Genomic DNA, 13674 nt, shown 5'->3' with positions numbered 1-13674 from the left:
TCTCCTCGCTGTGTCACCACTGCATTGATACTGCCAGTTATATCACAAAGACTTTAGCCGCGCCTCCAGCGCCTCGCTCATGGCCTGGAAGCGCTGGGCAAAGCCCAGCGGATCACGGTTGCTGCTGCCCGCAACCAGCACCCGGGTGGTATTGCCCTCCTGCCGCAGTACCGCCCAGATGCGCTGTTGTGGCAGATAAAACATGATGAATACACCCACCAGCAGCAGGCCAAAGCCCGTATAGACAACAGCCTGGCCCGGCGTGCGGGTAATTTGCAGGACAGAGGCCTGCAAATGCTGGAAATCCGTCAACTGCAGGACATAGGGCGCGCCGTAGGCGCTGAGCACACCCAACACGTTCACCGCATCGTCAAAGAAGCTGTGGTCTGCATCCTCGACCTTGCCCCCCTCGCCCGCCGCTACGCCCGCATACAACGCGCGCAGTGTTTCGTGCAGCAGCTCAACATAAAGCTGGGAGGCCTGTGCGCGCTGCGCCTGCGGTACACTCTGCTGGATGAATGTTGCCACGGCATCAAACCCCCCTGCATTGAACTGGGTCAGCAGCCCGTCGAGCAGTGCGGCCAAACTCTGTTGCATACGCGGGTTAGGCGCGGCCGCCAATTGGCGCGCCACGGTCTGCTGCACCGCCGCCTGCACCTTTTGTTCATCGTGCAGCGCGGCGCGAAAATGCATGAAGCGCTCCAGACTGCCGCCGGCATCGAGCGGGAAGCGCAGATAGGTAAACTTGTCATCCGGGTTGTCGCGCACACCACTCACCAGATACTGGCGGCCTTCATGCTCCTGCGGCAACATGTAGTTTTCATACTCCAGCGCCGTACCCTTTGCGTCACGCAGCTTGAAGATGAACTTGGGGCCGATATCCTGAAACTGCTTGCCCGAGCCCGGCTTGGCTGGCTGCACGTTATACAGACTAAAATCACCCAGCTCCAGCGTCTGTACTCCGCTGGCACTGTCCAGTTTCAGTTTCTTGCCGACCTCGCCTTGCAAATCCCGCACAGAGTCGCTCGCCGTCAGTGGCCAGGCCTTCAGCGTCAACTGCGAACCGCCATCACTGAAACTCACCAGATAAATGGTAATGCCTTTGTAAATCCAGGGATGGTTGACCGAGATGGTCTGCTCCAGTGGCGCGAATTCCTCCGGGTCGTAAATCACCAGATCGCTTTCAAACGACTTGGGCTGGCCATCAGGATAATGCACGACACGAAAATCCTTCACCTGCAACTCAAACGGTAACTCCTGCAGCAGGTAGCCATCACGCAGCTTGAGGCCGATGTAGTTCACCCTCGCGCCTTCGGGGATGGAGACCAACCCCCGATAGGAGGCATTGTCTGCGGGCAAGCGGCTTATCGACGGTACCTCGTTGGCGGGCATTTCGCGCGTCTCTATCCGCACCTTGCCAGCTTGCTCGGCAAGCTTGAGTGGCAGGTTGCCATCGAGCAGGGCGCCGATGCACACCACCACGACTCCGATGTGTGTGGCCAGATAGCCCAGGCGATTGGCCGCGCCCTTCATGGTGGCGACGACGGTATGATCCGCCTGCTCTTTTATCCGCGCACGGTAACCGTGGGATTGCAGATGGCCTGTAATTGCCTCGCGTACGGCGGCAGGCGGCAGCTCAAAACTCCACTCCGCCTTGTGGCGAAACGTACGCAGCGAGTTTTCTGTGGCGTTTTCCCGGTACGCCCGCATATCGCGCAACATTTTTGGGCCGTTACGGTAGACGCACACACTGGTGGACACCACCAGAAAGGTCATCACCACCATGAACCAGCCAGCGCCGTATACAGAGAATAGCCCGAGGGATTTATATATCTCGAACCAGAAGGGGCCGAACTTGAGGATGTAGTTCTGGTAGGGCTCGTTTTGCTGCAGTATGGTGCCGATCACCGACGCTATTGCCACGGCCGACAACAGGGTAATTGCCAGATTCATGGAACCCAGAAAATCTAGCAGTATCGCGCCCGTGGTGCGGCGGCCGGTGTGCGTCGTCATGGAGAAATTGTTGGCTCAGAGGACAAGGGTCGCTGTAACGTGCCTGTGATTATAGTGCATCAACCTAAAAAAAGCCCCGGCTCTAAGGGGGAAGAGTCGGGGCAAGTGTCACCCGGCTTGGGGTTTGCCGGGCTACGGAGACCCGTTCAGGGAGGGAACGGGGAGCGCAATTGCGTGCGCTCTGTATCATGAGACCGGGTGGGTTTGGGAAAGTTCACCTGGCAACAGAGAAAAGAGAAACGATACAAGAGCAAAGAAAAATATTCATGAAATTAACGACATAGACCTGTACTCTGCCAACAAGACTATGACTTTTCTCTTGTATCTTTTCTCTGCCGTTAATGGGCCGCGTCCCAGCTGGATCCTGTGCCGATAGCCACGGCCAGCGGCACGGACAGGCTCAGTACCCCGGTCATGTGGGCCCGCACCGCCTCGCAGGCCGCGGCAACAGCGCCCTCCGCCACCTCAAACACCAGCTCGTCATGCACCTGCATGATCATGCGCGCGTCGATCGCACTTTCCGCCAGCCAGGCATCGATACGCAGCATGGCGAGCTTGATGACGTCGGCGGCGCTGCCCTGCATCGGCGCGTTGATGGCGGTGCGCTCGGCGTACTGACGCCGGTTCATGTTGCGCGCGTTGATCTCGGGCAGGTACAAACGCCTGCCCAGCAGGGTCTCGACGTAGCCATCGGCGTGCGCCTGCGCCCGCGTGTTGTCCATAAACGTCTTCACCCCAGGATAGCGGGCAAAATAGCGGTCGATATAGTCCTGCGCTGCGCCACGGTCTACACCGAGCTGACGCGCCAGGCCATAGGCCGACATGCCATAGATCAGACCAAAGTTGATGGCCTTGGCCGCCCGCCGCTGCTCACTGGTCACCTGCTCCAGCGCCAGCCCCAACACCTCGGCGGCGGTGCTCTGGTGGATGTCCTGCGCACTGCTGAAGGCGCGCAACAAGCCGGCGTCACCCGACAGGTGCGCCATGATGCGCAACTCGATCTGCGAGTAATCGGCCGCCAGCAGCACATAGCCCGGCGGCGCGACAAACGCCTGCCGGATACGGCGCCCCTCTTCGCTGCGCACCGGGATGTTTTGCAGGTTGGGGTCGCTGGACGACAAGCGCCCGGTCGCCGTCACGGCCTGATGGTAGCGGGTGTGTACCCGCCCGGTATCCGGGTTGATCTGCTCCGGCAGGCGGTCGGTGTAAGTCGACTTCAATTTGCTCAGGGCGCGATGTTCAAGTAGGAGCTTGGGCAATGGGTAGTCCAGCGCCAGTTCCTGCAACACCTCCTCTGCCGTGGACGGCTGGCCCTTGGGGGTTTTTTTCAGCACCGGCAGTTGCAGCTTGCCGTAGAGAATTTCCTGAATCTGCAGCGGTGAGCCCAGATTAAAGGCCTGCCCGGCACTGGCGTGGGCGGCGTGTTCGAGCTCGCCCAGCCGCGCCCCCAGTTCCGCGCTCTGTTTATTCAGCAGCGCGGCATCGACGCGCACGCCGGTACGCTCGATGCGCGACAACACAGCCAGCAGCGGCTGCTCGATGTCATCGTACAGTTGCTGCAATCGACCTGTGTCGGCCAGGGGCGGTGCCAGGGCAGCATGCAGGCGGGCGCAAGTCTGCACCGCCATCGCGGCGTCCAGCGGCTCCGGCAATGTTTCGGACAGATAGTACTGCGACAGCGCGGGCAAATCATGGCGGGTGGCGACGCTGTTCAATACATAAGACTCCAGCATGACATCAAACTGCGTGCCCGCGAGGGCAATGCCATGCCGGGCCAGCACATTCATGCTGAACTTGAGATCGTGACCGAGCTTGGGCACCGCTGCCGTTTCGAGACCTGTACGCAATGCCGCCTGCAGGTCGGCGTCCGCCTCGGCCAGCACCACACGGGCCACGCGGGTATCCGTCATCAGCACCACAGCGTGCAACTCGGCCTGCATATAGTCCGTACCCGTCACCTCCAGTGCCAATGCCAGCGAGGCCTCCGGCGCACGGGCTGCAAACCACTGCTGCACAGCCGCCGCGTCTGCAAGCCGGGTTGCGGCCTGCCCGACCGGTACCGAGGCAGTGGCTGCCGACTCCTGACTGGCTTCCGCCAGCCGCTCCAGCCAGGTCTTGAATTCCATCTGCGCATACAGCGCACGCAAGGCAGACACGTTCGGTGCACGCCGCACGAGATCACTCAGCGGTTCCGGCAACGCCACATCGCGCTTGAGTGTCAGCAGTGACCGCGCCAGCGGAATCTGCTCCAGATTCGCACGCAGGCTCTCGCCGACCTTGCCACGGATGTCATCGGCATGCGCCACCAGATTATCGAGCGTGCCATACTGACCCAGCCATTTAACCGCCGTCACCGGGCCGACCTTGGGCACGCCAGGGATATTGTCCGAGGCATCCCCCACCAGCGCGAGATAGTCAATAATGCGCTCCGGTGGTACACCGAACTTCGCCACCACGCCCGCCGGGTCAAGCCGCTGGTTGCTCATGGTGTTTACCAGCGTGACCTGCCCATCCACCAGTTGCGCCAGATCCTTGTCGGAGCTGGCAATCAGCGTTGGTATTCCCTGTGCGGTCGCCTGCACTGCCAGGGTGGCAATCACATCGTCGGCCTCGACGCCGTCCATCATCAACAGCGGCAATCCCAATGCCTGTATAATGGCGTGCAGGGGCGCAATCTGGGTACTGAGGTCGTCCGGCATGGACGGCCGCTGCGCCTTGTAGGCAGTGTAGAGGTCATCACGAAAGGTCTTGCCCTTGGCATCAAACACCACGGCGACATACTGTGGGTTTACTTCGTCCAGCAGCTTGCGCACCATGTTGACGACGCCATACACTGCGCCGGTTGGCTCGCCGCGCGAATTGTTGAGCGGCGGCAGGGCGTGGAATGCGCGGTAGAGGTACGATGACCCGTCAATCATCAGCAGCAGGTTGTTTTTTGTCATCTCACGCCTTCAGACATTGAAAGTGAGTGCGTAGATCCACATTCGATGCGATACGTCCAACAGGTAAAGCCTGCTTGCATCCGATGAAATCCCTCTCCAGCACCCGATTGATTATCGCGGCCTCTGCCTTTCTGGTCGTTTTTGGCAACGTCGCCTTCTTCTCTAATGTAACCGATGTCTATCCCGTCAGCATACACAACAGCGGCTTTCTGATATCACTGGCCGTGCTCCTCGGCTGCGCAACCAGCCTGCTGCTGGCGCTGAGCTGCTACAGATACACACTCAAACCCGTGCTCATAGCGCTACTGGTAGCATCGTCCGTCACAGGCTATTTCATGGACACATACAATGTTGTCATTGATGACGTCATGATTGGCAACATCCTGGCAACCAACACGGCTGAGGCGTCTGACCTGCTCAGCCTCCGTCTCGTTCTGTATCTCCTGCTGCTGGGTATTCTGCCCTCCGTACTGGTCTGCAAGACCCGCATCGATTATGGGCAGCTCAGACAGGCCATAACATCACGTCTCGTGTTGATTGTGGCCACACTGGCACTGGCAATCGCCACCGTACTGATTTTCAGCAATTTCTACGCCTCATTTTTTCGCGAACACAAACCCCTCAGATATTACGCAAACCCTGTCTATTACATTTACTCGACGGCCAGGTATGCAGGCAGCTTTATTACACTGGCACCCACTGAATTCACAGCCATTGCCCAGGACGCCCGCATTCCTGCTTCCGATGTACACAGGGAGTTGGTTATTCTAGTAGTGGGCGAAACCGCGCGCGCCGACCACTTTTCATTGAATGGCTACACTCGAGAGACTAACCCTTACCTGAAAAATAAAAATGTCATCAGTTTTACCAATTTCTGGTCTTGCGGCACCTCTACCGCCCATTCGTTGCCCTGCTTGTTCTCCATTTATGACCACACACAGTTTGATAAGACGACAGTGGACAATACCGGGAATGTGCTCGATGTGTTACAGCATGCCGGTGTCAATGTGCTGTGGCTGGATAACAACTCGGACTCCAAAGGCGTCGCCCTGAGGGTGCCCTTCGAGGATTATCGGACGCCAGAGAAAAACCCCGTTTGCGACACGGAGTGCAGGGATGAAGGCATGCTGGAAAATCTACAGGCCTATATTGACGCACATCCCACCGGCGACATCTTCATCGTGCTACATCAAATGGGCAATCACGGCCCCGCCTATTACAAGCGCTACCCCGTAAATTTCGAGGTGTTCAAGCCCGCCTGCCAGACAAACCAGCTGGAAAACTGTAGCAGCGAAGAAATCAACAACGCCTACGATAATGCCATCTTGTATACGGATTATTTTCTGTCAAAAACGATCGAGCTGCTGGCACACCACAATGAAAAGTTTGAATCAGCACTTATCTATGTCAGCGACCATGGTGAGTCTCTGGGTGAGAATGGCATCTACCTGCATGGCCTGCCCTACATGATCGCCCCCGACAACCAGAAGCATGTGCCTTTCATTATGTGGCTGAACGACAACCTGCTGCACGATATCAATCTTGAGTCTCTGCAAAAGAGCAGGCATGAGCAATTCTCACACGACAATATTTTTCATACTCTGCTCAGCCTGATGGAGGTGTACACCAGCGCCTACGACAAAAAAATGGACTTGATCCAGCACACCAATGACTAGGCAGTGGGCATTAACGGCCTTGGCACTGATCTTCACTGTGCTTTTGTTCAACGCACTCGATATAGACCTGTGGCTACAGGATCATTTTTACAATGCCGAATTGCAGCAGTGGATACTTGAGAAAGACCAGAAAACAGCCCGACTGATCTTTTACGACGGCATCAAGCGGGTTTACATCGTGTTTGCAGTGGCGCTCGTCGTGGCACTGGTGTTTTTCAGAAACCATGCCCGCATCCAGGCTTACCGGCAGGGGCTGCTGATTGTGCTGCTCTCGTCACTGGTCGTGCCACTGGTGGTTGGCGGCCTGAAATCCATCACCAACATACCCTGCCCCAGGCATATTACCCACTATAACGGCAGCTACCCCTATGTAACCCTGCTGAAATCCTACCCGGCGAATTTCGAAGCAAAAGAAGCCGTGCGCTGTTTTCCCGCTGCCCACGCCAGCGGCGGGTTCGCGCTGCTGGCGCTGTTTTTCCTGTTCAAAACCAGAAGACATAAAATCATGGGGCTGACTGCAGCCATGACCCTGGGCTGGAGTACCGGTACATACAAAATGCTGATCGGGGACCATTTCCTGAGCCACACCCTTGTGACCATGCTGTTGGCCTGGCTGATCATCCTGGCTATAGCCCGGATGATCTATTCCACAAATATTTTCCCGGTAACCCCGCAAGAGCATGAATAAACCCCCCTCCCCTCCACGGGTAGGCTTAAAATCAGAACCATCAATCACCCATACATTCTTACCAGCAGCCCGGAATGAATGACAGGCCACCTGTGCAGCGAGGAGTCTTAATGAACGATCAACGCAAAACCGCCCACCGCCCCGTCAACGACATGTCACTGTCGCGTGAGTCGTGGAAAATCTTCCAGATCATGGCCGAGTTTATCGAAGGCTTTGAGAGGCTGTCGCAGATCAAACCGTCGGTCAGCATCTTCGGATCAGCGCGCATTGCGCCGGGACACCCGTATTACATGATGGGGGAAGAGGTTGCGCGCGCGCTCTCCGATGCCGGTTTCTCCATCATAAGCGGCGGCGGACCCGGCCTCATGGAGGCGGCGAGCAAAGGTGCGCTGGCGGGCAAATCGCCCAGCGTGGGCCTCAACATCATGCTGCCGCACGAGCAGGTCGCCAATGAGTATCAGGATATCTCGCTCAATTTCCGCCACTTCTTTTCGCGCAAGGTGATGTTTGTAAAATACGCCTCGGCCTATGTCATCCTGCCAGGCGGATTCGGCACTCTGGATGAAATGGCGGAAATCCTTACCTTGCTGCAAACCAATAAAATCCGCCGTATCCCGGTGGTTCTGATGCACTCGCCGTTCTGGATCGGCCTGCTCGACTGGTTCCGCAATACCCTGGTGCCGGAAGGAATGATCGCGGCGGAAGACCTCGACCTGCTCCAGGTACTGGACAAGCCGCATGAGGTAGTAGATGCTATCTTCAGTTACTATGAATACCACGGCATGCAGCCCGGGGCCGAGGAGCAGGGTATCCTGCTGTAATCCCAACTGACACACAACCATTTGATAGAACCAGGACCACACCATGTGCGCATCCCTACTGACCCGCACCCTGCTCATCTCGGCCCTCATGCTTGGTGCCGGTGCGCAGGCTGCAGAACCGACCATCCCGCCGGATGACGGGCTTGTGCCCGCACCCGAGCCGCCGGTGATCCCCGAGGCCGTGGAGAGCGGCGCGGCGCTGGAGCCGGAGGTCACCATCATCAAGCGTGGCGCCGATACCGTGCAGGAATATCGCCTCAATGGCCGCCTGTATATGGTGAAGATCACACCCTCGTCCGGAGCGCCCTACTATCTCATCGACACCGACGGCGACGGCCAGATGGAGACCCGCCAGAACGACATCCGCTCCAGCAAGGTGCCGCAATGGGTCATTTTCAGTTGGGACTGAGTCACAACGCCTGAAGCCAGCGCGCGTCCATGCAGGGGGCGCCATTGACCAGTGAAACACCATGTCCGTCTACACGCGCATTGAGCAACGCGAGCTTGAGAAGTATTTGACCTATTACACCCTCGGTAGCCTGGTGGGGTTCTCCGGTATCAGTGCAGGCATCGAAAACACCAACTATTTTGTCACCACCACTTCCGGGAAATTTGTTCTCACCCTGTTTGAATCCACACCCGCCGAGCACCTGCCTTACTTTCTGGAGTTGATGGCCTTCACCGCCGAGCACGATGTGCCGAGCGCGCACCCGCTGGCGGACAACACCGGGCATTATCTGCGCAACCTGAAAGGACGGCCGGCGGCATTGGTGCGACGGCTGGAGGGAAGTAATGTGGAGCACCCCACGACAGCCCACTGCGCCGCCGTAGGCGCAGCACTGGGTCATCTGCATGCCGTGGGCCAGGCATTCACCGGCCAACGCGACAATGACCGCGGCCCGGCCTGGCGCGCAGCGACCGCCGCCAAGCTGCTTCCACGCCTCAGTGCCGACGATGCCGCACTGCTGCGCGATGAACTTGAGTTTCAGTCATGTTACACGGACATCCGCGCGCCACGCGGCGTAATTCACGCCGACCTGTTTCGCGACAACGTGCTGTTTCGGGGGGACACACTCACCGGGATGATCGACTTCTATTACGCCTGTGATGACTTCCTGCTCTATGATCTCGCGGTAACGGTCAATGACTGGTGCAGCCGTGAGGATGGCACGCCCGACAGCGCGCAACTCAGCGCCCTGCTGTCCGCCTATGTCGGCAAGCGTGTGCTGCAGCCCGGCGAGGCTGACGCCTGGCCGATTTTGCTGCGTTCAGCGGCCTTGCGCTTCTGGCTGTCACGCCTGCACGATCTGCACTTTCCCCGCAAGGGAGAGATGACGCATACCAAGAACCCGGATGTTTTCAAGCGCATCCTCTGCGCACGGCGCGCAGACAGCACGTCTGTGTTCAGCTCTGAGTAATCAGGATGTTGACCAACTTGTCTGCTTGACCCAGCTGGAGAAATACGTCTCGGAGAGCGGATAGCAGATGTGATAGCCCTGTACGGCATCGCAGCCCAACGCCTTGAGTCGTGTGAGTATCTCCTCGCTCTCCACGCCCTCTGCCACCACCTTGAGACCGAGGTTGTGGCCCAGATCGATGGCGGTACGTACAATCATCGCGTCATTGTCATTGGCGACCATGTCCACGACGAAGGACTTATCGATCTTGATTTCGCTCACCGGCAATCTGCTCAAATAATGCAATGACGAATAGCCCGTCCCGAAGTCATCGATGGAGAAACGCATCCCGATCGCAGCCAGCCGCTTAAGCATCTGCAACGCACGCGGCGGATCGCTCATCAGCATGCTCTCCGTGATCTCCAGAACCAGCCGCTCCGGCGCCACACCGCACGATGCCAGCAGGCTGGCGATGGTATCGGCAAGCTTCGAATCAAGCAGCGTGGACACCGACAGGTTCACGCATACACCCAGATCAAGGCCATGCTGATTCCACTCCGCGTGCTGGCGCAGGGCTTCGCGCAACACCCACTGAGTAAGCGGTTTGATGAGCCCGGTACGCTCGGCAAGCGGAATAAAATCATCCGGCTCCATGAGTCCGTGGCCCGGGTGCTGCCAGCGCACCAGGGCCTCGACCTCAGTGATGTGGCTGGTTTTCACGTCCACCTTGGGCTGATAATGCAACACCAACTCGTTATTTTCGATGGCTTGACGCAGCTCGCCCATCAGGGCAAGGCGCTGCGGGCTGAACTGATCAAGCTTGGGTGAATACACCACGATCCCGCTCTTGTCGCTCTTGGCGGCATACATGGCGATGTCGGCGCGCTGCAGCAACACGTCCACATTGCTGCCGTGCTCAGGAAACAGCGTAATGCCGATGCTGGCCTGGATACCGAGTGTAAGCGTATCAAGGGTAAATGGCGCCTCCAGCACGCGCAGCGCCTCGCGCGCCACTGCCATGGCGCTCTCCACGCTGGCGACCTGCGGCATCAGGAAGGCGAACTCGTCTCCGCCAAGGCGCGCCACAGTATCGGGTCCACAAACCACACCCCGCAACCGTGCGGCCACCTGCTCCAACAGGCGGTCACCGTTGGCATGGCCGAGAGTATTATTGACTTCCTTGAATTCGTTCAGATCCATCAGCAACAGCGCCAGTCGCGTATTTTCACGCTGCGCAATTGCGAGCGCCTGCACCACGCAGTCGCGCAACTGCACACGGTTGGGAAGATCGGTCAGGGCGTCATGCATGGCACCATAGAGCGCGTCATGCTCCAGCATCGCGGCCTGGGCACGTAGTTCGCTGGTCTGATCCACCACCATGGCGCTGGCCTCATAGGCCATCATGGAACTGGCATACTGGCCCCAGAAGGCAAACACAAACGGCATGATATCGAGCAACCACAGCGCGACATTGCCCTGCTGGGCACTCACCAAGGCATCGAGGCTCAACTCACCGTACTGATAGTAGCCGACAAGCAGTGTGGCCAGCAGAATGGCACAGAGTGCGATCGCCGTACCGTAGATTGCATAGCGGCTTACCTTCGACTTCAGCAGCTGGGCGTTGCGTTTGAATATCTGGCTGGTATGTCGATCCACGATGCCCCCCCTTGATACTGCACCGAAACTTTTTCTTTCGCGCCAGCTGGCACCCTACAAAGGGTAATGACCTGGGAATGGCCCCTTACCCTGCATCCCTGCTCTGGTACATGCAGCGACGCCGTTCACCCCTTGACCTTTAACACCATAGTGTCGATCCGGTTTTCCTTGAGGCGGGCGCGGACTGCATCGATTTCGGCCAGTGTCTTGTATGGCCCGATGTGCACGCGGTGCCAGGTATCCTTGTTGTTTACGGTCACGGTCTGGATGCTTGCCTCCAGCCCCAACAGCACGAGGCTCGCCTTCAGTCGATCCGCCTCCTCAAAGCTCCTGAACGAACCCGCCTGCAGCAGGTAGCTGCCCAACTTGTCGTTGGGAGGCAGGGCCTCACCCGTCCGCTTGCCGGGGGCTTCGTGTAACGGTACGGCCACCTCCATCTCGGGCAGGATGGTGTAAAAATCAAACCGCGGCGGCACTGTGGCCGCAGTGGCAGCGGGCGCTTTGCGTACGGCACGGGCATCTGTGACAGCGGGTGTGCTTGTCGACGACGATGCGGCGGCGGTCGAACGTTGCTCTGCCGGTGCGCGACCACTGATGTAGACCAGCAGCGCGACGAACAGGCCGAGCGCAAGCCCGGCCAGCAACCACACCCAACCCGGCGTGGACGAAGATGTGTCGCGGCTAGCATTCATCGATATCCTCCCGCTGCATGGACTCGGGCGCGCTCACGCCCAGCACCGCCAACCCGTTGCGCAACACCTGCCGCGTGGCGACCAACAGACACAGGCGCGCATCACGCAGCTTGTCCTCTTCCACCAGAAACGGCAGCGCGTTGTAATAGGTGTGAAAGTCCGTCGCCAGCTCCACCAGATAATACGCCACTTGATGCGGCTCGTAGAGTGCGGCCGCCGATTCGATCAGGGCCGGGTAACGTGCCAGTGTCGCCAGTAGTGTGCGCTCATGAGGCTCGAGCAACAGATCGAGATGCGCCCGTCCGCGTGCGGCGTCCCACCTCCAGCCCCGCTCCTCAGCCTGCTTCAGCACACTACAGATACGTGCATGCGCATACTGCACATAGTATACCGGGTTCTCATTGCTCTGCGAGGTGGCCAGCTCCAGGTCAAAATCGAGATGCTGGTCGCTCTTGCGCATCACGTAAAAAAAGCGCGCGGCGTCATTGCCGACTTCCGCGCGCAGCTCGCGCAAGGTGACAAACTCACCCGCGCGGGTGGACATCTGGGCCCGCTGCTTGCCGTGAAACAGGATGGCGAACTGCACCAGCACCACGTGCAGACGTGCCGGGTCTGCACCCAACGCGCTGAGCGCGGCCTTGACCCGTGGGATGTAACCGTGATGATCGGCACCCCAGACATTGATGATGCGACTGAAACCGCGCTCGTACTTGCCGAGATGATAGGCGATATCCGAGGCGAAATAGGTCGGCTGCCCGTTCTCGCGTACGACCACGCGATCCTTTTCATCGCCAAAGGCCGTGGAGCGGAACCAGCTTGCGCCGCCGGACTCATACAGATGCCCGGTCTGTTGCAAGCGCTCAATGGCGCGTTGCACGCTGCCCGATTCGGTGAGCGAGCGCTCGGAAAACCAGCGGTCATAGTGCACGCCGAATGCGGCCAGGTCATCGCGGATGTCGGCAAGAATGGTGTCAAGACCGAGATCAAAGACTGCCCGATAGTCCGCTGCGCCCAGCAGGGTCTGCATGCGCGCGATGAGCGCGTCGATGTGCGCCTCCTTGTCACCGCTGCCATCGGCCGCCAGATCCGGCGGCACATCGCACATGACTTCCGACAACGGGTGGTGCAAGCGGGTGGCATGCGTCTGCTGCAAGACGCGCGCAATATCAGACACGTAATCGCCCTTGTAACCGTTAACCGGGAACACCACCGACTCGCCGCACAACGCCAGATAACGCAGCCATATGCTGGCGGCGAGGATGTCCATCTGGCGGCCGGCATCGTTCACGTAGTATTCGCGGCTGACCGTGAAACCCGCCACCTCCAGCAGGTTGGCCAACGCGCTGCCTATCGCCGCCCCGCGACCGTGGCCGACGTGCAGCGGGCCATTGGGATTGGCCGAGACAAACTCTATCTGCAGCGGGGCGGCTTCGATCTGCACGCCCCTGCCGTACACCGCACCGGCATCGAGAACAGTGTTGACCACACCCTGCCAGGCCGCCGACGTAAGCAGAAAATTGATGAATCCGGGTCCGGCGATATCGACCCGCTCGACCTTGCCCGATGGCGGCAGGTACGCCACGATCTGCTCTGCCAACTCGCGCGGCTTGCGCTGTGCCGCCTTAGCCAGCACCAGCGCAATATTGCTGGCAAAGTCGCCATGCTGTTTGTCGCGCGCGTGCTCGATGCCGATCTCCGGCAGCTCGCCCGACAACACCCCTTGCGCCTGCAGATTTTGCAGCGCCGTATGGAGCAACTCACACAAATGGGATTTCATGCAACGAGAAGC

Annotated in this window: 10 protein-coding genes; 5 read left to right on the top strand and 5 right to left on the bottom strand. The window is 58.9% G+C overall.

Annotation, left to right across the window (positions count from 1 at the left end; all coding sequences use genetic code 11):
* Positions 1-42: 42 nt before the first annotated feature.
* Both Q8L89_08010 and polA read right to left on the bottom strand, forming a co-directional pair.
* Positions 43-2013 carry a cytochrome c biogenesis protein ResB gene (locus Q8L89_08010; GenBank protein MDP1708990.1) on the bottom strand — a complete coding sequence of 657 codons (1971 nt, stop codon included), beginning with the start codon at positions 2011-2013 and terminating at the stop codon, positions 43-45.
* Between the two features lie 338 nt (positions 2014-2351).
* The gene (gene polA / locus Q8L89_08005; GenBank protein MDP1708989.1) at positions 2352-4955 is read right to left on the bottom strand and encodes a DNA polymerase I; all 2604 of its coding nucleotides are present in this window, start codon (positions 4953-4955) and stop codon (positions 2352-2354) included.
* A gap of 83 nt (positions 4956-5038) precedes the next feature.
* Here polA and Q8L89_08000 point away from each other — a divergent pair, with 83 nt between their 5' ends.
* The 5 genes from Q8L89_08000 (at position 5039) to Q8L89_07980 (ending at position 9558) form a co-directional block, all read left to right on the top strand.
* Complete coding sequence (locus tag Q8L89_08000) at positions 5039-6631, top strand: phosphoethanolamine--lipid A transferase (GenBank protein ID MDP1708988.1); 1593 nt, start codon at positions 5039-5041, stop codon at positions 6629-6631.
* On the top strand, positions 6624-7319 hold the full coding sequence (locus Q8L89_07995; GenBank protein ID MDP1708987.1) for a phosphatase PAP2 family protein: 696 nt from the start codon (positions 6624-6626) through the stop codon (positions 7317-7319). Before Q8L89_08000 ends, Q8L89_07995 begins: the two co-directional genes overlap by 8 nt.
* A gap of 110 nt (positions 7320-7429) precedes the next feature.
* Positions 7430-8140: a TIGR00730 family Rossman fold protein gene (locus tag Q8L89_07990; GenBank protein MDP1708986.1), complete on the top strand. Its 711-nt coding sequence runs from the start codon at positions 7430-7432 to the stop codon at positions 8138-8140.
* Positions 8141-8228: 88 nt separating this feature from the next.
* Entirely contained in the window at positions 8229-8549 is a 321-nt protein-coding gene (locus tag Q8L89_07985) for a DUF2782 domain-containing protein (GenBank protein MDP1708985.1), read from the top strand.
* Between the two features lie 61 nt (positions 8550-8610).
* Positions 8611-9558, top strand: a complete 948-nt coding sequence (locus tag Q8L89_07980; protein MDP1708984.1) for a homoserine kinase — start codon at positions 8611-8613, stop codon at positions 9556-9558.
* On the opposite strand, the gene Q8L89_07975 is transcribed toward Q8L89_07980, so the two are convergent.
* From Q8L89_07975 to argS, 3 genes are all read right to left on the bottom strand, one after another.
* The gene (locus Q8L89_07975) at positions 9559-11193 is read right to left on the bottom strand and encodes an EAL domain-containing protein (protein MDP1708983.1); all 1635 of its coding nucleotides are present in this window, start codon (positions 11191-11193) and stop codon (positions 9559-9561) included. It abuts the gene before it with no gap.
* Positions 11194-11318: 125 nt separating this feature from the next.
* Complete coding sequence (locus tag Q8L89_07970; protein MDP1708982.1) at positions 11319-11885, bottom strand: SPOR domain-containing protein; 567 nt, start codon at positions 11883-11885, stop codon at positions 11319-11321.
* Positions 11875-13662: an arginine--tRNA ligase gene (argS, locus tag Q8L89_07965; GenBank protein ID MDP1708981.1), complete on the bottom strand. Its 1788-nt coding sequence runs from the start codon at positions 13660-13662 to the stop codon at positions 11875-11877. Before argS ends, Q8L89_07970 begins: the two co-directional genes overlap by 11 nt.
* Between the last annotated feature and the right edge of the window lie 12 nt (positions 13663-13674).

Source organism: Gammaproteobacteria bacterium (genome assembly GCA_030680605.1).
Taxonomy (GTDB): domain Bacteria; phylum Pseudomonadota; class Gammaproteobacteria; order SURF-13; family SURF-13; genus JAQBXX01.
Note: the sequence above shows the minus strand (reverse complement) of the source record. Positions and strands in the feature narration are given on the sequence as shown.

What these genes read in the sequence shown, in the direction of transcription:
- Q8L89_07990 (MDP1708986.1), top strand. Translation starts at nt 7,430, where the DNA reads ATGAACGATCAACGCAAAACCGCCCACCGCCCCGTCAACGACATGTCA.
- Q8L89_08010 (MDP1708990.1), bottom strand. Translation starts at nt 2,013, where the DNA reads ATGACGACGCACACCGGCCGCCGCACCACGGGCGCGATACTGCTAGAT.
- Q8L89_08000 (MDP1708988.1), top strand. Translation starts at nt 5,039, where the DNA reads ATGAAATCCCTCTCCAGCACCCGATTGATTATCGCGGCCTCTGCCTTT.
- Q8L89_07970 (MDP1708982.1), bottom strand. Translation starts at nt 11,885, where the DNA reads ATGAATGCTAGCCGCGACACATCTTCGTCCACGCCGGGTTGGGTGTGG.
- Q8L89_07980 (MDP1708984.1), top strand. Translation starts at nt 8,611, where the DNA reads ATGTCCGTCTACACGCGCATTGAGCAACGCGAGCTTGAGAAGTATTTG.
- Q8L89_07995 (MDP1708987.1), top strand. Translation starts at nt 6,624, where the DNA reads ATGACTAGGCAGTGGGCATTAACGGCCTTGGCACTGATCTTCACTGTG.
- argS (MDP1708981.1), bottom strand. Translation starts at nt 13,662, where the DNA reads ATGAAATCCCATTTGTGTGAGTTGCTCCATACGGCGCTGCAAAATCTG.
- polA (MDP1708989.1), bottom strand. Translation starts at nt 4,955, where the DNA reads ATGACAAAAAACAACCTGCTGCTGATGATTGACGGGTCATCGTACCTC.
- Q8L89_07985 (MDP1708985.1), top strand. Translation starts at nt 8,229, where the DNA reads ATGCTTGGTGCCGGTGCGCAGGCTGCAGAACCGACCATCCCGCCGGAT.